We start from the raw sequence: 17,610 nt of genomic DNA, 5'->3' as shown, positions 1-17,610 counted from the left end.
CAAATCTCGCCGATACGACGAACCTCCTTGACCCTGCCGTCGGCCCTGAATGCCGCCCGGAAAGAGGCCGACGGCATTTTTTGCCAGGTCATTGGCAAGGGCTTGAGCACCAACGTAGCACCGCGTCCGTCTTCCTCCCGAGATGGTCAGGACCCGGCGGAGGCGTGGTCAGACGCCCCCGTCGGGCTGACTGCCAAGCGGTGTCCAGGAGACACGAGCGACTATGAATTGAGCGCGTCAATCGCTCGCCCGGACCGTCGTATGAGCGTTCGGGTTGCACCTCCAAGACAAGCGAGCCTGCGCAAATAGCTGCCCGTCAGCATGTGCGCCTCAAACCTTCCCGCAATCTGATCGAGTCGAAGAAGGAGCGGAGATGACAGAAACCCGCTATGAAACGCCCCGGGATTGTCGAAGGCTGCCGGCCTCGGCTTTGGTGATTCCAGTTACAAAGACCGGCCGATCGCAAGGAATTTCTGCCGTCTTGCGTTGCGCAGAGTATCGGCGTCCTGTCCGGCCATGTCCTTCAGCGCAGCTTCGATGCGCTCGCCGGTCCTGGTAATGACGTCGTCGATGGCGCGGTGCGCCCCGCCCATCGGCTCTTTGATAATGCCGTCAATGACGCCGAATTTCAGCAAGTCCTGCGCGGTGATTTTCATCGCCGTAGCAGCCTCTTTCGCGCGTGCCGAATCACGCCACAAAATGGAGGCGGCACCTTCCGGTGAAATGACGCTATAAATCGCATGTTCAAGCATGAACACCTTGTTGGCAGCGGCGATGGCAATAGCGCCGCCGGAACCGCCTTCGCCGATCACCACCGCGATGGTCGGCACACCGACGGCGAGGCAGGCATCCGTCGAGCGGGCGATGGCTTCGGCCTGGCCGCGTTCTTCAGCGCCGATCCCCGGATAGGCGCCTGCCGTGTCGACGAGACTGATGATCGGCAGGCCGAACCGGTTGGCCATTTCGATAATGCGAACCGCCTTGCGGTAGCCCTCGGGACGGGCCATGCCGAAATTGCGCTTGATGCGGTCCTGGGTGTCAGCACCCTTTTCCTGGCCGATAATCGCAACCGCTTCGCCTTTAAAGCGTCCGAGCCCGGCAATAATGGCATGATCTTCGCCAAATGAGCGGTCGCCTGCCAGAGGCGCGAAATCCTCAATCAGCCTCTTGACATATTCCAGGCAATGCGGCCGGTCGGGATGCCGGGCAACCTGGGTTTTCTGCCATGGGGTGAGGTCGGAATAAATCTCGCGCAAGGCGTCACTGGCGCGTTTTTCCAGGCGTGACACTTCGTCGCTGATGCTGACGCCATCTTTTTCGGAAGACATTGCGCGCAGTTCCTGAATCTTGCCTTCCAGGTCCGCAACGGGCTTTTCAAATTCCAGATAGCTGTACATCATCGCCTCAGTGTTTGCCGTTTGCTTATTTCATCGCCGGCAGTGGTTTGCAAGCAATCAGCGCTACTTTTCCGCCTTGGGGCGGGGCCTTGAGGGCTGGTCTGCAAGCGGATGCAGCGTCTCCAGGGTTTCGCGCAGATGGTCGGTCTGAATATGGGTGTAAATCTGCGTCGTTGAAATATCGCTGTGGCCGAGCAGGGTCTGGAGGGCGCGCAAATCGGCTCCGTTCTGCAGCAGATGGCTGGCAAAAGCGTGGCGCAGAATATGCGGTGAGACCGGGCTTTTGACACAAGCCGCATGAGACAGTTGTTTCAGATCACGGGCGAAATTCTGCCGGGTCATATGGCCTGTGCGGCTGTTGGCGGGAAACAGGAACTGGCTTTTACTGGCGCGGTTCATGGCCGCCTGATAGTCGGTCAGGCGCTGCAGATAGGTTTCCATTGCGGCTTTTGCCTGCGGGGTCAGCGGCACCAGGCGTTCCTTGTTGCCCTTGCCGCGCACCATGATGAACGGACCTTTGGCATGGGCAGCGGTTTTTGGCAGTGCCACCAGTTCGGAAACCCGCAGCCCGGTGGCGTACAGAACTTCCAGCTGGGCATAGAGCCGCCAGGCCAGCAGCGGCGTATCGCGGCGCGGCGCGGACTTATCGGACGAGGATGCTGCAAGATCTGCTTGGTGGGCATCGCTCGAAGCTGTTGACAGAATCTGCTCCACTTCAAATCCCTGCAGCGATTTTGGCAATGGTTTGCGGGTTTTCGGTGCCTCGACATTGAGGGTCGGATTATCTTCGCGCAGCGCCTCGGTATTGAGAAAGCGGTAGAATTGTTTCAGCGCGGACAGACGCCGCGCAATTGAGCTTGCGGCAAGACCATGACGGGACAAATTCTCCAGATAATGTTCAATGTCGCCGGTGCCGGCTTTGCCAAGGGTTGTGCCGGCAGCCCGCATGTGGGTGGTGGCGTCCTCCAGATCGCGGCGGTAGGACAGAATTGTATTTTCGGCAGCATTGCGCTCGCCGACCATCATCTCCAGAAAAAAATCAATCAGGATCGGGTCAGTCTGCATCCGCACGCTCTAACGATCGAACAATTCAGGATCAACCGGCTCTTCGATGACCCGTGTGCGCGGTTCCAGATTGGCCAGATAAATCAGCACGCCATAGCCCGCGGCACCGACCAGCGTGACAAAAATCAACAGGGTAATCAGGCTTCGCATATCGTATTTCCGCTCCCAAACATCAGACTTTCGCGGCAAACGCCGTTGCTTTGATCTGACAAACAGGTTTATTCATCACCGAAAGCCGGTTTGGCAAGCGCAAGCGCCGATCCGGCTGACAATTTTATCATTGGATGTTTGCCGATAATGGCCGTTTCACCGCCACAGCCCCCTTTTGACCAAGCCCAGCGGTTACGGGATCTTGGCACCAGAAGCATTGTTCTGGTGGGCATGATGGGTGTCGGCAAAAGCAGCGTCGGCCGCCGCCTGGCGCAGGCAATGAACCTGCCATTTGTCGATGCTGACAAGGAAATTGAAGAAGCCGCCAATCGCAGCATCGTCGAGATTTTTGAAGCCTATGGCGAGGCGCATTTCCGTGATGGCGAAAAGCGTGTCATCCAGCGCCTGCTGGCAGATGGCCCGCAGGTGCTGGCAACCGGGGGCGGGGCCTTCATGAATGCGGAAACCCGCGCTGAAATTGCCGAAAGAGGCATTTCTGTCTGGCTGCGTGCCGAACTGAAAGTGCTGATCGCCCGGGTCAAGCGCAAGCCGACACGGCCATTGCTGCAAAAGCCGAACCCGGAGAAAATACTGGCAGAGCTGCTGGCGCAGCGCAATCCGGTCTATGCGCAGGCGGATATTACCATCACCTCCCGGGACGTTCCCCATGAAGTAGTGGTCGGCGACATTCTGACTGCACTTGATGGATTTCTCGCCAGTGACGGTCAACAAAGGGTCAATGCATCATGACTGAATTTCGCGAGGCTGATCCAACACGTGTGCGGGTCGAGCTGGGCGCAAGATCCTATGATATTCTCATCGGCCCGGATCTCATCGCCCGGCTGGGGAGTGAAATTGTCGAGCGTTACGGCCCGGTGCGGGCCGGAATCGTCTCTGACAGTCAGGTGGCGCCGCTCTATCGCAAGCAGATCGAGGCCAGTCTGCAACAGGCCGGTGTTGAGACGGTGTTTTTCCAGATCAATGCCGGTGAGGCCTCCAAGAGCCTGGCGGTTTTTGAAACGCTGGTGGAAGAGGTCGTCGGTGCCAGGTTGGAACGTGGTGATGTTCTGATTGCGCTTGGCGGCGGCGTGGTTGGCGATCTGACCGGCTATGTGGCAGCCTCGGTGCGCCGGGGCATCGGCTTTGTCCAGGTGCCGACATCGCTGCTGGCCCAGGTCGACAGTTCGGTTGGCGGCAAAACGGGGATCAATTCCGCCCATGGCAAGAATCTGATCGGCGCATTTTACCAGCCCGGACTGGTGCTGGCGGATACCGCCACGCTGACGACGCTTTCACCGCGCGAATTGCGCGCCGGTTATGCCGAAGTTGTCAAATACGGACTGATCGACGATCCGGGCTTTTTTCAGTGGCTTGAGCGCAATCATGAGGCAATTCTGGAGGACGGCGACAGCGCGGCGCGGATCCACATGGTGGCAAATTCCTGCCGCGCCAAGGCGCGCATTGTCAGCGAAGATGAGCAGGAACACGGCAGGCGCGCCTTGCTCAATCTGGGCCATACATTCGGCCATGCGCTGGAAGGGGCGACAGGCTATTCCGGCCGGCTGGTGCATGGTGAAGGTGTGGCGATCGGCCTGGTTCTGGCGCACCAGTTCTCGGCCTATATGAATTTGTGTTCGCCGGATGATGGCGCGCGCGTCACCGCGCATCTGCAGACAGTCGGGCTGCCGATCGGCGTCAGCGATATTCCCGGCGCGCGATTGGACACTGCCACGCTGATGCGTTTCATCGCGCAGGACAAGAAGGTGCAGAAGGGCGCGTTGAGCTTTATTCTGACACAGGGCATCGGCCAGGCTTTTGTCTCGCATGATGTGCCGCCCAGCGCCGTTAATGACTTCCTGCTGAAAACGGTCGATGCATAAGCGGTACGCCTTGCGCTTCAATATCCATCAGAAACGCTTTATATGTCAGCCATTCTATTTGTGGCCCCTGCGGAGACCGAGATAATCATGAGTGCTGACTTTTGGATTACGATCCTTGCCATTCTGGCGCTGATCATGCTGTCGGCTTTCTTTTCCGGCTCGGAAACGGCGCTGACCGCGGCATCACGGGCGCGCATGCTTGCCTTTGAAAAAGCCGGCGATCAGCGTGCCGCCCTTGTGCAGCGGCTGATTCTGACCCGGGAACGGCTGATCGGTGCCCTGCTGCTGGGCAATAATCTGGTCAATATTCTGGCCTCGGCGCTGGCCACCAGCCTGTTCATCAATCTGTTCGGCGATAGCGGCGTGGTCTACGCCACTCTGGTGATGACCGCCGTGGTGCTGGTGTTTGCTGAAGTCATGCCGAAAACCCTGGCGATTTCCAATCCGGACCGGTTTGCCCTCACCGTGTCGCCGGTGGTGCGTGTCGTTGTGGCTGTGTTCAGCCCGGTGGTGATTGCCATTGAAGTGTTTGTGAGGCTGGTGCTGAACCGGCTCGGTGCCAATATCGGCGATCAGGATATCCTGTCCGCCCATGAGGAATTGCGGGGTGCGGTGGATCTGCAGCACCACGAGGGCGGCCTGGTGAAGGATGATCGCGACCGGCTCGGCGGATTGCTTGATCTCAATGAACTGGAAGTTTCCGATATCATGGTGCACCGCACCGGAATGCTGGTGCTGAATGCCGATGAAGCCCCCTCGGCGCTGGTCGATATGGCGCTGGCAAGCCCCTATACCCGCATTCCGATCTGGCGCAATGAGCCGGACAATATTGTCGGCGTGCTGCACGCCAAGGATCTGCTGCGCTCGCTGAAGTCTCTGGATGGTGATGTCGACAAGCTCGACATTATGGAAATCGCCTCAAAACCGTGGTTTGTGCCGGATACGACCAGCCTGAAGGCCCAGCTCAACGCGTTTTTGAAGCGCAAGGCGCATTTTGCCCTGGTGGTCGATGAATATGGTGAAGTGCAGGGCCTGGTGACGCTGGAAGACATTCTGGAGGAAATCGTTGGTGAAATCGCCGATGAGCATGATGTCGAGATTCAGGGCGTCGTGCCGCAGCCCGACGGATCGGTCAATGTGGAGGGAACGGTCCCGGTGCGCGATCTCAACCGGGCGATGGACTGGTCACTGCCTGATGATGAGGCAACCACCATTGCCGGTTTGGTGATTCATGCGGTGCAGACCATTCCGGAGCCGGGCCAGGCCTTTACATTTTATGGCTTCCGCTTCCGCATATTGCGGCGCCAGCGAAACCGCATCACCTCGCTGCGCATCACCCCGCTTTCCAAGGATGCGGGGGCGTTGAAAACGGCCGTATGAAACCCGTTGCTGATTATGATCTGGCGATTGTCGGTGCCAGTTTCGCCGGGCTGACCGCGGCCCGCTCTGCCGCCCTGCGCGGGCTGAAAGTGCTGGTCATAGAGGCCAAGAAAGACCCCGGCGCGCGGATTCACACCACCGGAATTGTGGTGCGGGAAGCGGCTGAAGCGGTGGATATTCCCCATACGGTAACGCGGCGTGTGCATGGCATCCGGCTCTATGCGCCGTCTTTGAAACATATGGATCTGTTTGCCCCCGGCTACGCCTTTCTGACCACCGATACTGCCGCGCTGATGCGCTGGCTGGCCGAGGAAGCGACCCGCGCCGGCGTCAAAATTCTATGCGATACCCGCTTTACCGCAGCGCGCTATGACAGCGGGCTGGTGCATCTCGACACGCCCGCCATCACGGCGCGTTTTCTGCTGGGCTGCGATGGTGCCAGATCCCAGGTGGCAGAGGCTTTTGGCCTTGGCAAAAACTCCAGATTTCTGATCGGGGTCGAGGCAGAATACAGCGGCCTTGACAGTTTTGACCCGCGCTTCCTGCACTGCTTTCTGGATTCCAGCATTGCGCCTGGCTACATCGCCTGGGCCGCGCCCGGACCCAAAGTGACGCAGATCGGCCTTGCCACCAAGAGTGACGCCAAACCCGCATTGCAGCGCTTCATCGAGCAGACCGAAGACCGGTTTCACTATTCTGCGGCCAGCATCGTCGAACGCCGCTCAGGCGTCATCCCCTGCGGCGGGCTGGTCCGTCCTTACGCCAGCGATGGCGTGATGCTGATGGGTGATGCTGCCGGTCTGGTGTCGCCGCTGACAGCCGGTGGCATCAAATTGTCGTTTGAATTCGGCCGCCGCTCGGCCCATGCCATTGCCGACCATCTGCTCAATGCCGGACCGCCGCCGGAAAAAATCATCGACCGCGACCTCCCCCGCTTCCGCATCAAATCGGCCCTGCGCAGCGCCCTCAGCTATGGCCCGCCGAACTGGATGTATGATCTACTCATTGGCACCCCGCCGCTGCGGGCGCTGGCGCAAAGGCTGTATTTTCACCGCAAGGGCGGCGGCGGGTCGTTTGAGGAGTTTGCCGGGCGGGTGGCGGATTAGTGAATGCACCTTGATGCTAAGGTATTTTGCTAAGTGTTGTTGACACGCTGCACATAACCTGAAATACTTAGGTCTATGGCTAACTATCAAACCTCGATCGATACTCTTTTTCACGCGCTGGCAGATCCCACGCGCCGCGCCGTTGTTGAACGCCTTTCGCAGGGCTCGGCCACGGTCGGCGAACTTGCTGAGCCGGTTTCCATGGCGCTGCCTTCCTTCATGCAACATCTGTCTGTGCTGGAAAAGGACGGCATCATCAGCAGTGAAAAAGTCGGTCGGGTGCGAACCTGTCACCTTCGATCAGGCGCATTTGAGGCCCTGGAAAACTGGCTTGGTGACCGCCGGGTAATGTGGGAAAGCCGCCTCGACGCACTTGAAAATTACCTCAACAACGAACAGCAGAATTAAGGAGCACAACATGACCAAAACACCGAACATCATCCATGACACGATCAAAGCTGAACGTCTCCTCAATGCCGCTCCCGAACGGGTCTTTGCCGCATGGACCGACAGCGAAGCGCGAAAGCGCTGGGAACCAACACCCGAAGGCATGAGCATGGACTATGACGGCCATGATTTTCAAATCGGCGGATACGAGAAAAGCCGTATGACGAAAGACGGCAATGTGCTGGCCGAATTCGATACGCGGTTTATCGACATTGTCGAGAACAGCCGTGTTGTTTCATCCGTGCGGGTAAATTCAGGCGGCAATGCCCTGTCCTGCTCGCAACACACGATTGATTTTCGAGCAGAAGGCAATGGCACGCGTCTTATCTGCCACGAGCAGGTGGCCTGGTTTCACGGCCACGATATGCGGGCCGAACACGAGGGTGGATGGTCAACACTGCTGGATAGACTGGCTGGGGAAGTCGAAGGCTAGCGTTGCAAAACCAGAGTGTTGCGAGAGCCAGCACATTACCGGCACGTCACCCGCAACCGGGGATTTCATTGCCGGCGGTGGGCTGGCGCGGCCCTGGGCCCCGGACGGTGTACTGGACCGAAATTCTGCCGGTCTGGTGTCGCCGCTGACAGCTCAGCTATTTGCAATTGCGCCAATCACTGCACCACAGGAGACCGAGATGACCACAAATCCAGAGTTGAACAAGGCCAACGCGCAGGCGTTTTATGATCTGATGTTCAATCAATGCAAGCCGCGCAAAGCCATCGAGGCCTATGCCGGTGATGAATACATTCAGCACAATCCGCATGTCGCGGATGGCAAAGATGCGTTCATCGAGTATTTCGAGCGGATGGCGCGGGACTATCCGGGCAAGAAAACCCGTTTCAAGCGGGCGATTGCAGAAGGTCATTTCGTTGTGCTGCACTGCCACCAGACATGGCCTGGCAGTGATGATTATGCCGGCATTGACATCTTCCGCTTCGATGAAAATGGCAAAATCGTCGAGCACTGGGATGTGCTTCAGGTGATTGCAGTTGAATCCAGCAACGATAACGGTTTGTTTTAGTGCGTTTGCCGGACATGGTCAGACGCCACGTGTGGTCTCCAGAACCACGACGTGACGTATGCCCTGCCAGCAAACGCATAATTCCGCTCAAATAAATGATCGGTATCCAACCGGTTTAGCTGAACCAGCCCTTAACCTTGCCCCAGAGTGATTTCTTGGGCGCAGCGGCGACGACAGAGCCCTTGACCGGCTCGCTGCCCTTGATCTCGGGCATGTCTTCACCATCGAAATGTTCTTCGTCAGCCTTAATCTCTGCACGGGCGACGGTCTCTTTGGTAAAGTCGCTGAAATCATCCATGCTGGCCAGGGTGGTGGGGCCGGCCATGCCGTCGGTTTCAAGCTTGTTGGCCTTCTGATAGTCGATCACGGCCTGCTTTGTGCCATTGCCGTAAATGCCATCTGCCGAAATGCCGAGTGATTTCTGCAGTTTCTTCACTGCCGCGCCGCGTGATCCGACCCGCAGCAACACCAGTTCCTGCAAGCCCATTTCCGAGAATGTGTCCGGTCCGGCAATACCGTCGACCGCCAGGTTGTTGGCCTTTTGATAATCCATCACGGCCTGCTTCGTGCCGCTGCCGAAAATACCGTCGGCATCGATCCCGAGTTTTTCCTGCAAACGCTTGACCGGGGCACCGGACATTCCCTGTTTCAAAATAGACATTGTTGCTTCCTTTGTGAAAGATTTGGGCTTCTTGAAAGATTCGGGCCATCAGGCCATTTGGACTATGATGGGATTGTGATTGGCTTGGTGCAGCGATAACGGACAGAAACTGGTTTGGTTGCATGTCAACAGCCCGTCCGTTGTGCTAACGATCAGCCAATGCGCCTGACTTTCAGGAACTCAACAGCAAACCGGCTCTGCATCGCAGCTGCCCTGCGCTGCCGCTGCAATCAAAGCAGGGGACACCATATTTATGCTGGAGCGTTTGAAGGCTTGGGCGCGGACCATAAAGACCGATGTCATTGCGCTTTACATCGCCGTGAAAGACACGCGCACGCCGCTGCTTGCCAAGCTGATAGCCGTCTCTGTGGTGGGTTATGCACTCAGCCCGATTGATCTGATCCCGGATTTCATTCCCGTGGTCGGATACCTCGATGATCTGCTGATTGTACCGCTGGGCATTGTTCTTGCGGTGCGGCTGATACCGCCAGAGCTGATGTCGGAGTTCCGCACACTGGCAAAGCAGCATGAACAGCTTCCAGCGAGCCGGACAGGGGCAATAGTGGTTATCGGCATCTGGGTGGTTGGCGCGACAGTTTTTGGATGGTGGCTGTTCAACCGGTTCGCCGGGTAGCGGTCCGGAAGCAGCGGATTTGAAGCGTGCCAGGCCGCAACATCGCCGATGCGCGCCGCGCGGTTGAATGCGGCAATCCCTTGCATCGGATTGCCAATGGGGGCACCGGCATGTGCGACTGGAATCTGATAACGTACATTATGGAACGTTTTAGAGGCCAAACGGCGACGAAACTCTGTTCTGATTACGGGCGTGTCAAATGCTGAATGAACCTTGCGAAGTTGAGTGTAAATCGTCCATATGTCGGCGCATATTGATTTTCTTATTGAGCGATAAATAATCGGCACTGTCACAGTTCTGTAGAAGTGAATCAACATCATGTGGTTCTGTGATGGTCAAAAACTCCTTCTTTGGGGAGAGGTAGACCACTACTTTCTTACCGCGCTTTAGAAGTTCAAAAACATTGTTGATTGATCCGGCACTTTTCCCGTCCCACAGCACAAACCCATAGTCAGCAACCGCCGCCATTTTTTTGTCCTTTTCGGTGTAGAAATCTCTACCACTTAATTTTTTATCGACCAGAACTTGATCTGTTTGCCAATCACCGACATTATTTCGGCAGGTGGTTCCTGCACAAAAAACCGTGACGTTCCGATAGTGGTTTTGATCCAGAAATACCTGAAGAGCTTTGTCTGCACCATTTGCATCACCGACCACAATCTGAAAATTTTGGTCAATCATGTTTTGAACTCGACTTCTGACAGTGTCGTTGATTCGATTGATTTTTCGCGAACCAGATAGAAAAACGATGGTCATTTTTTGCTCCTTGATTTAGTCATTGTTAAGACAGAAACAAATTCGACTTTTGATTGTTCTGTAAGTATATGGCAGCATGCTTTCAGTGTAGCACCGGATCGATAGAGGTCATCTATCAATAGTACACGATTTCCTGAAATGTCGGTATCACCCTGTATTGAAATTGAATTCATCAAAGCCTCTTTTCGTTCATCAGGATCATCAATGCCTTTTAGTTCTATGCCTGTTTCTTTTTTTAGGTAGCCTTGAAGTACAGGAACACTTCTCTGTTCCCCCAAAGCTTTAGCTATTTCGTCTACAGGTTGGTAAGGGCGATCTTTTGATGACGGTACGGGGATAATTGCATCGAACTGTTCGATTTTGCCGATGGGTTTCAAAAGTTCGACAATCTTTGGTACTACAGATTTATCGTTTTGGTATTTTAACTGGTAGACCAATTCGCCCATTTCACTGCGGGTGGTATCCCATCTATCATGTCCGAATTCATCAGTGCCGAGGTAAGTGCTTGCAAGGGTGTGTAGATCGAATGCAAGCCCCTTTTTCCAATTGCCTTCAAGTCGATATCTCATGCGCTGACCTCCCCTTTTAGATATCTATAGAGCGTTGATCTATCAACTTCTAAAGTTTCTGCTACGGCAGATGGACGTTCGCCTGATTCAATCAATTTGCGAGCGTGTTTAATTTGTGCCGCTGTGAGCGCAGAAGGTCGCCCTAGGCGCACGCCCCGTTTTTTTGCAGCCACAAGTCCTGCTTGGGTGCGTTCGACTATCAGGGAGCGTTCAAATTGCGCCATAGACGCAAACAGGTGGAATATCAGTTCACCATTGGCCGTGGCCGTGTCGATTGTCTCATTGAGTGATTGAAAACCTATATTCCGCACTTTGAGGTCTGCCACCACTTGAAGAAGATGCGGCAATGACCGCCCTACCCTATCCAATCGCCAGACTGTCAGAACATCGCCAGCATCGAGGGAGCGCAAAAGCTTTTCCAGTTTTGGCCGCTTGAGCGATGCACCAGACACTTTCTCGGTGACGACCTTTTCACAGCCAGCCGCCTTTAGCGCATCGCGCTGTGCGTTTGGGTTTTGGTCAACGGTTGAGACGCGGGCATATCCAATTCTCATGCGGATATTTTGCAACAAGATTTTGCGACAGCCAAGTGATTGATTTCACTTACCCACAAAAGGCGTTGCAAAAAGGATCGTACAAAGTTAGTGGTATTATTGACAGGGCATTTAAGACATGCCTATATTGAGTAGGCAATATCGCCAAACTTATCGAGGAGATATCATGACCCCCTACAACCCAGACCGCTTTAACTCCACCTATGAAACCAAAAACGGCGAAGAAATTTGGGCGTTCCTCAATGAGCACGACAACATCATTCGCATGGAAACCGCGACATACCTTGCGCGTCCAGCTGTCGAACCTCTTTCGCCGAAACTCAAGGCAAAGTTCGGAGATGACATCACTGAAGATAGGGTGAAGCAAATGATAGGCCACATGGTGCGTCAAATAATGGAGAAACGCGGCTATCACCATGATCAAAATGCTGTGCGTATTTCTCGTGCACTTAATATTTTTACACGGGCATCTCGATATGCGCCGAATAAAGAAGATGGGAAAACAGAATAATTTTCATTTCAGAAATGCTTGGAATCATTCGACTTCATAAAAAACGCTAAAAGGATAAAATTATTTATAAATATCATAACGTTAAAGACGAAAACTATTTTGTTGATGTAATGCGTAAATTTACAAGAGGGAAAGAGCACATTGAGACTGTGGAGAGAGGTGGCCTGGCAAATCTGAACAATTGAGTTAGGTGGATTTTCTGCTCCCAATCCGGCAGCATTGTCGGGACGAAGGAGCGAAGATGACGAGACGACCCAGACGGAACCACAGCGCTGCATTTAAGTCGAAAGTCGCATTGGCGGCCTTGAAGGGTGACAGAACGATGAGCGAGTTGGCCTCGCAGTTCGATCTGCATCCTAATCAGATCAAGCAATGGAAAGATCATCTGCTCGACGGCGTGATGGAGGTTTTCGACGATAGATCGAACGCGCACAAAGCGCCTGAGATCGATGTCAAATCCCTGCATGCGAAGATTGGCCAGTTGACGCTTGAAAATGATTTTTTAGAAGGAGCGCTCGACAAGGCCGGTCTTCTGCCGAGCGCAAAGAAATGACAGATCGTAATCACAAGCTGAGCCTGACGCGGCAAGCCGATCTGCTGGGGATCAGCCGTGGCAGCCTTTATTACGAGCCGCGCCCGGCCAGTGGATCGCAACTCAGTCTGATGCGCCGAATTGATGAACTGCACATGGCATATCCGTTTGCGGGCAGCCGGATGCTGAAAGGGCTGTTGCGGCAAGAGGGCTTCACCGCTGGGCGGCTGCATGTCGCAACCTGCATGAAAACCATGGGTATTGAGGCGCTCTACCGCAGGCCAAACACCTCAAAGCCTGCGCCTGGCCACAAGATCTACCCCTACCTGCTGCGCAAGCTGGCGGTGACGCGCCCCAATCAGGTTTGGGCGACGGACATTACCTACATTCCCATGGCACGCGGCTTCGTCTATCTTGTCGCTGTTTTGGACTGGTTCAGCCGCAAGGTGCTGGCTTGGCGACTTTCGGTCACGCTGGAAACCGCGCCTTGCATTGAGGCACTCAACGAAGCCATCCACAAGTTTGGCAAGCCGGAGATCATGAACAGCGACCAGGGCAGTCAGTTTATGTCCACGTCCTTCATCAAGGCGCTGAAGGACGTGGACATAAAGATCAGCATGGACGGTAAGGGTGCATGGCGTGACAACGTCTTCGTCGAGCGGCTGTGGCGCAGCATCAAATACGAAGAGGTCTATCTGCGCGCCTATGACAGCGTGTCGATCGCCCGCGAAAGCCTCGCCAGATATCTGGCTTTCTACAACACAAGGAGACCGCATTCATCGCTGGAAGGACTAACCCCCGATCAGACATATAATATCAAGCCCAGGCCGACCATGGTCGCGGCATAAACGGGCGGAAAATCCACTTAAGAAACGGCTCGAAACTGTTCAAACAAACCGAACCACCTCAGAGTTTGGAGAGATGGGAAAAGGAGTTCATCCAAATTATCAAATTAAAACTGAATCAGGGTCACCGCGCTGTTACCATGGAGGAAGTCACGAGGAATATTTGGACGTATCGGAGCATGAGGAAGGATTTAAGCCAGAGAACTTAGCACCAGCACTGACATATGAAGAGTTAAAGAATCAACTGGGTCGCTGTAGGGGCAAGGTTCCTCCTAAATCCTAAGAAATATGACATCTATCTCATGTATTTAGCGAGCGGCAAGTCCTCCACCATATATGCATCTTCACATCAAAGCCGTTGCAAAAAGGAAGGTTTTTGCAACGTGTTTTCGACGCATTTGATTTCAATGGGTTAAGTGTCGCAAAATCTTGTCGCAAAAAGACAAGTGATTTTTTGATTGCCAATCCTAGTTAGTCAGGGCGTTTTGCGAGGCTTTCGGGTGGTATTTTAAAAGTGTCTTCCGCTTCACTGCGAGCTTTGTTCGTGGTGGAAAAACGCTCTGGGCGCAGCTCATGATACTCTCGTAGACAAATTCGTATCAAGTTCGAGAGGGATTTGCCTGTAGAGCTTGCCTCTGGCCGTAACCATTTATCTATGTCTGGATCGATTGTTACCGTTACGCGTTTTTTGGTCATTTTCTATTCCAATGAGGTGGTTCGGTTTGTTTGAACAGTTTCGAGCCGTTTCTTAAGTGGATTTTCCGCCCGTTTATGCCGCGACCATGGTCGGCCTTGGCTTGATATTATATGTCTGATCGGGGGTTAGTCCTTCCAGCGATGAATGCGGTCTCCTTGTGTTGTAGAAAGCCAGATATCTGGCGAGGCTTTCGCGGGCGATCGACACGCTGTCATAGGCGCGCAGATAGACCTCTTCGTATTTGATGCTGCGCCACAGCCGCTCGACGAAGACGTTGTCACGCCATGCACCCTTACCGTCCATGCTGATCTTTATGTCCACGTCCTTCAGCGCCTTGATGAAGTCGATGGACGTAAACTGACTGCCCTGGTCGCTGTTCATGATCTCCGGCTTGCCAAACTTGTGGATGGCTTCGTTGAGTGCCTCAATGCAAGGCGCGGTTTCCAGCGTGACCGAAAGTCGCCAAGCCAGCACCTTGCGGCTGAACCAGTCCAAAACAGCGACAAGATAGACGAAGCCGCGTGCCATGGGAATGTAGGTAATGTCCGTCGCCCAAACCTGATTGGGGCGCGTCACCGCCAGCTTGCGCAGCAGGTAGGGGTAGATCTTGTGGCCAGGCGCAGGCTTTGAGGTGTTTGGCCTGCGGTAGAGCGCCTCAATACCCATGGTTTTCATGCAGGTTGCGACATGCAGCCGCCCAGCGGTGAAGCCCTCTTGCCGCAACAGCCCTTTCAGCATCCGGCTGCCCGCAAACGGATATGCCATGTGCAGTTCATCAATTCGGCGCATCAGACTGAGTTGCGATCCACTGGCCGGGCGCGGCTCGTAATAAAGGCTGCCACGGCTGATCCCCAGCAGATCGGCTTGCCGCGTCAGGCTCAGCTTGTGATTACGATCTGTCATTTCTTTGCGCTCGGCAGAAGACCGGCCTTGTCGAGCGCTCCTTCTAAAAAATCATTTTCAAGCGTCAACTGGCCAATCTTCGCATGCAGGGATTTGACATCGATCTCAGGCGCTTTGTGCGCGTTCGATCTATCGTCGAAAACCTCCATCACGCCGTCGAGCAGATGATCTTTCCATTGCTTGATCTGATTAGGATGCAGATCGAACTGCGAGGCCAACTCGCTCATCGTTCTGTCACCCTTCAAGGCCGCCAATGCGACTTTCGACTTAAATGCAGCGCTGTGGTTCCGTCTGGGTCGTCTCGTCATCTTCGCTCCTTCGTCCCGACAATGCTGCCGGATTGGGAGCAGAAAATCCACCTAACTCAATTGTTCAGATTTGCCAGGCCACCTCTCAAAACGTGTCAATCAATGTGGCAATCGCCACTGCGATACTTAGTATGATACCAGTTTCTGTAATTACGCTTCCTCCAATTGGTAGGAAAAACAAATATGAGGGGAATGCGGCTTTTGCCGCAGACATTAGCATAATTAAAACACTGCCAAGAATAATCGGTTTCATGGGCGCACTCCTTGCGCCCTCGGTGATAGCCGTAATAGATTAAAATAACGTTTAGGGTGCATCACTTTTTGCGGTGGATGCAACGCTACTCCTGCATCCATCAAATATCAGAACGTTGCAAAAAGGATGGTTTTTGCGACAAGTCATTGGCTGCACCTGATTTAAAAACGGCATTAGGATTGAATAATTCAAGCCAATTCATTAGAAAAATTGGCAATTTTGGTAATAAATTGTCATCTGCGCGTCTTTGTTCAAAAAATCGCATGCGCAATAATGTATTTAAGATTTGGATCTTAAATTGAAGAAAACTATTTTAAAGCGTTTCTTGTAGTTTAATTCATATTTGGTGGAAGTTTTTTTATTTTGTAATTAGCAAAAAACTGCCAATTCAAATATCCAATTAGAGCAACCAAAATAATCGTTCCACCTGCAATGGTTCGAGCGCTCGGCGTTTCATCCAGAAACAGCCAAACCCATAAGGGGCCAGTGATTGTCTCCGCTGTTCCCAAGAGTGCCGCAAATGCTGATGGTATGCTGCGAGCACCGATTGTGAAGCAAACAAGACCCAAGGCCAGCGAAGTGCCAAAAACAAACATCACTGACAATTGAAACGTGGATACAATCATCCAGGCGGTGGTCGATAAGCACATAAACACTGAAATGAGCCAACCGATCATCGTGCCAGTGCAGGCTGCAGGGGTCATTCTAATATTGGAGTATCTGCGTGTAATGACGGTAGCACCGGCAAAGGCAAAGGCAATTAAAAATGCAAGCCCGTCGCCAATTGGCGAAATATTACCCTTAAGCGAGTCTGAAACCATCACAAGAATGCCAGCAATCACAGCGCCGATCGCAATCCAGGTCGATTTGCGCAACGGTTCGCTAAAAAACACCCTTGATAAAAGCGCTGCAATTAAAGGCACACCAGCTTGCATCAGCAAAATATTGGCTACGCTGGTAAATTGAAGCGCGATGATAAAACTTGTTGATGCGGTGGCAAAGGCAACGCCTACTGCAAACCCTGGCCAACCCATATCAAGAAATAATTTGTATGTTCCGCGCATTCCATCACGCCAAAACATAAAGGCAAGCAAACAAACAGAAGCAATGCCCGTACGCCAAAAAATGACGACCCAAGGATCTGCAATATCAGCGAGGCGCGCGAGCAACCCGCCCATGCCCCAAACGAGAGCCGCTGCCAAAACCAGCAATGCACCTTGTGCTATGTTATCTTGTGAATTTGCGTCTGTGTTCATTTTAGTTCTTTTCAATTGAAAACCAAAAAAGCATTGATCGATAGCGAGCTACACAAGGGATTGGCACTGTCGCAAATACGGCTCAAATAACAACTTATTTGATAGGCTCATAGCAGCCGCCATTGATTCAACAAGTCCACCGTTCGCTTTTGACCCAGAACTTCAGTTGATGTGCAAGAACTAAAAGTTTTACAACGGCTTTGAACTGTCGCGTTTGAATTTTAGCGCTACATTCACAAAGTCGCACAATCGGATATCTGGAATGTGGCCGCCAACAAATTGAAATTGCCCGGAAGTATTGAAATTGCCCGGAAGTGACTGGTGTTATTGAAACGGTCGGCGTTCATACTATTTTCTTCAATAGGATAAATCTAACCAGGGAATTGATATGGCTGGCGGTTGGACGAAAGATGGCGCAATTCAGGATCAGATAGATGACACTGTATCCGATGCTGTTCAAAATGCGCGGTCACGCATGAATGCCGGTCCAAGCGCAGAGTTTTGCGAGGAATGCGGTGAACCCATTCCTGAACCGCGCAGACAAGCCGTCCCTGGCGTCAAAACCTGCGTCCAGTGCCAATCGAGACGGGATTCAAAAATCGAACACAGCACCTTCAACCGGCGTGGCAGCAAAGACAGCCAATTGCGCTGAACAAACACGCAACTTGGCGAGGATCAGCCGTCGAT

At 53.5% G+C, this 17,610-nt stretch carries 22 protein-coding genes; 11 read left to right on the top strand and 11 right to left on the bottom strand.

Annotated elements, in window-relative coordinates; translation table 11 throughout:
* Window positions 1-443 precede the first annotated feature (443 nt).
* The 3 genes from RAL88_RS11170 to RAL88_RS11160 form a co-directional block, all read right to left on the bottom strand.
* Window positions 444-1,397: an acetyl-CoA carboxylase carboxyltransferase subunit alpha gene (locus tag RAL88_RS11170; RefSeq protein WP_306263391.1), complete on the bottom strand. Its 954-nt coding sequence runs from the start codon at window positions 1,395-1,397 to the stop codon at window positions 444-446.
* A 63-nt stretch (window positions 1,398-1,460) separates the two neighbouring features.
* Window positions 1,461-2,462, bottom strand: a complete 1,002-nt coding sequence (locus tag RAL88_RS11165; RefSeq protein ID WP_306263389.1) for a site-specific tyrosine recombinase XerD — start codon at window positions 2,460-2,462, stop codon at window positions 1,461-1,463.
* A 9-nt stretch (window positions 2,463-2,471) separates the two neighbouring features.
* Window positions 2,472-2,612 carry a hypothetical protein gene (locus RAL88_RS11160; protein ID WP_306263388.1) on the bottom strand — a complete coding sequence of 47 codons (141 nt, stop codon included), beginning with the start codon at window positions 2,610-2,612 and terminating at the stop codon, window positions 2,472-2,474.
* Between the two features lie 147 nt (window positions 2,613-2,759).
* Here RAL88_RS11160 and RAL88_RS11155 point away from each other — a divergent pair, with 147 nt between their 5' ends.
* From RAL88_RS11155 to RAL88_RS11125, 7 genes are all read left to right on the top strand, one after another.
* A complete protein-coding gene (locus RAL88_RS11155; RefSeq protein ID WP_306263386.1) occupies window positions 2,760-3,362 on the top strand; it encodes a shikimate kinase in 603 nt (200 codons plus the stop codon).
* Window positions 3,359-4,492, top strand: a complete 1,134-nt coding sequence (gene aroB / locus RAL88_RS11150) for a 3-dehydroquinate synthase (RefSeq protein ID WP_306263385.1) — start codon at window positions 3,359-3,361, stop codon at window positions 4,490-4,492. Before RAL88_RS11155 ends, aroB begins: the two co-directional genes overlap by 4 nt.
* Window positions 4,493-4,579: 87 nt before the next feature.
* Window positions 4,580-5,872: an HlyC/CorC family transporter gene (locus RAL88_RS11145; protein WP_306263383.1), complete on the top strand. Its 1,293-nt coding sequence runs from the start codon at window positions 4,580-4,582 to the stop codon at window positions 5,870-5,872.
* The gene (locus RAL88_RS11140) at window positions 5,869-6,978 is read left to right on the top strand and encodes an NAD(P)/FAD-dependent oxidoreductase (protein ID WP_306263381.1); all 1,110 of its coding nucleotides are present in this window, start codon (window positions 5,869-5,871) and stop codon (window positions 6,976-6,978) included. Before RAL88_RS11145 ends, RAL88_RS11140 begins: the two co-directional genes overlap by 4 nt.
* Before the next feature lie 75 nt (window positions 6,979-7,053).
* The gene (locus RAL88_RS11135) at window positions 7,054-7,386 is read left to right on the top strand and encodes a helix-turn-helix transcriptional regulator (RefSeq protein WP_306263379.1); all 333 of its coding nucleotides are present in this window, start codon (window positions 7,054-7,056) and stop codon (window positions 7,384-7,386) included.
* Window positions 7,387-7,396: 10 nt separating this feature from the next.
* Window positions 7,397-7,858, top strand: coding sequence for an SRPBCC domain-containing protein (locus tag RAL88_RS11130; protein WP_306263377.1), 462 nt, complete (start codon window positions 7,397-7,399; stop codon window positions 7,856-7,858).
* A 199-nt stretch (window positions 7,859-8,057) separates the two neighbouring features.
* Window positions 8,058-8,444 carry a nuclear transport factor 2 family protein gene (locus RAL88_RS11125; RefSeq protein WP_306263375.1) on the top strand — a complete coding sequence of 129 codons (387 nt, stop codon included), beginning with the start codon at window positions 8,058-8,060 and terminating at the stop codon, window positions 8,442-8,444.
* 115 nt (window positions 8,445-8,559) lie between these two features.
* On the opposite strand, the gene RAL88_RS11120 is transcribed toward RAL88_RS11125, so the two are convergent.
* The gene (locus RAL88_RS11120; RefSeq protein WP_306263373.1) at window positions 8,560-9,105 is read right to left on the bottom strand and encodes a peptidoglycan-binding protein; all 546 of its coding nucleotides are present in this window, start codon (window positions 9,103-9,105) and stop codon (window positions 8,560-8,562) included.
* Between the two features lie 253 nt (window positions 9,106-9,358).
* Between RAL88_RS11120 and RAL88_RS11115 the strand changes: the two genes are divergently transcribed.
* Window positions 9,359-9,739: a YkvA family protein gene (locus tag RAL88_RS11115; RefSeq protein WP_306263371.1), complete on the top strand. Its 381-nt coding sequence runs from the start codon at window positions 9,359-9,361 to the stop codon at window positions 9,737-9,739.
* 195 nt (window positions 9,740-9,934) lie between these two features.
* Here RAL88_RS11115 and RAL88_RS11110 read toward each other — a convergent pair whose 3' ends face one another.
* From RAL88_RS11110 to RAL88_RS11100, 3 genes are read right to left on the bottom strand one after another with little or no spacing between them, the layout of a single operon-like run.
* Window positions 9,935-10,495 (bottom strand): hypothetical protein, encoded by a 561-nt coding sequence (locus RAL88_RS11110; RefSeq protein ID WP_306259178.1) that lies wholly within the window; start codon window positions 10,493-10,495, stop codon window positions 9,935-9,937.
* Complete coding sequence (locus RAL88_RS11105; RefSeq protein ID WP_306263369.1) at window positions 10,492-11,064, bottom strand: ComF family protein; 573 nt, start codon at window positions 11,062-11,064, stop codon at window positions 10,492-10,494. The genes RAL88_RS11110 and RAL88_RS11105 overlap by 4 nt, the downstream gene beginning before the upstream one ends.
* Window positions 11,061-11,636 (bottom strand): recombinase family protein, encoded by a 576-nt coding sequence (locus tag RAL88_RS11100; RefSeq protein ID WP_306263367.1) that lies wholly within the window; start codon window positions 11,634-11,636, stop codon window positions 11,061-11,063. The genes RAL88_RS11105 and RAL88_RS11100 overlap by 4 nt, the downstream gene beginning before the upstream one ends.
* Window positions 11,637-11,784: 148 nt before the next feature.
* Here RAL88_RS11100 and RAL88_RS11095 point away from each other — a divergent pair, with 148 nt between their 5' ends.
* Window positions 11,785-12,129 (top strand): hypothetical protein, encoded by a 345-nt coding sequence (locus tag RAL88_RS11095; RefSeq protein ID WP_306263365.1) that lies wholly within the window; start codon window positions 11,785-11,787, stop codon window positions 12,127-12,129.
* A gap of 241 nt (window positions 12,130-12,370) precedes the next feature.
* A protein-coding gene (locus tag RAL88_RS11090) for an IS3 family transposase (RefSeq protein ID WP_306263363.1) occupies window positions 12,371-13,509 on the top strand; the annotation gives its coding sequence in 2 pieces (ribosomal slippage) (window positions 12,371-12,626 and window positions 12,626-13,509; 1,140 coding nt in all).
* A 468-nt stretch (window positions 13,510-13,977) separates the two neighbouring features.
* Here RAL88_RS11090 and RAL88_RS21710 read toward each other — a convergent pair.
* From RAL88_RS21710 to RAL88_RS11075, 4 genes are all read right to left on the bottom strand, one after another.
* A complete protein-coding gene (locus RAL88_RS21710; RefSeq protein WP_371932157.1) occupies window positions 13,978-14,202 on the bottom strand; it encodes a ribbon-helix-helix protein, CopG family in 225 nt (74 codons plus the stop codon).
* Window positions 14,203-14,275: 73 nt separating this feature from the next.
* Window positions 14,276-15,414 (bottom strand): IS3 family transposase gene (locus RAL88_RS11085; RefSeq protein WP_306264932.1). Its coding sequence is split into 2 segments (ribosomal slippage): window positions 14,276-15,159 and window positions 15,159-15,414, totalling 1,140 coding nucleotides; the frame shifts between segments, so codons are not numbered across the junction.
* An 85-nt stretch (window positions 15,415-15,499) separates the two neighbouring features.
* Window positions 15,500-15,667, bottom strand: coding sequence for a hypothetical protein (locus tag RAL88_RS11080; protein WP_306269539.1), 168 nt, complete (start codon window positions 15,665-15,667; stop codon window positions 15,500-15,502).
* Between the two features lie 332 nt (window positions 15,668-15,999).
* Window positions 16,000-16,923, bottom strand: a complete 924-nt coding sequence (locus RAL88_RS11075; RefSeq protein WP_306269537.1) for a DMT family transporter — start codon at window positions 16,921-16,923, stop codon at window positions 16,000-16,002.
* 388 nt (window positions 16,924-17,311) lie between these two features.
* Here RAL88_RS11075 and RAL88_RS11070 point away from each other — a divergent pair, with 388 nt between their 5' ends.
* The gene (locus RAL88_RS11070; RefSeq protein WP_306269535.1) at window positions 17,312-17,575 is read left to right on the top strand and encodes a DksA/TraR family C4-type zinc finger protein; all 264 of its coding nucleotides are present in this window, start codon (window positions 17,312-17,314) and stop codon (window positions 17,573-17,575) included.
* Window positions 17,576-17,610: the final 35 nt, after the last annotated feature.

The sequence above is a fragment of the Pararhizobium sp. IMCC3301 genome (assembly GCF_030758315.1).
GTDB lineage: Bacteria > Pseudomonadota > Alphaproteobacteria > Rhizobiales.
Note: the sequence above shows the minus strand (reverse complement) of the source record. Positions and strands in the feature narration are given on the sequence as shown.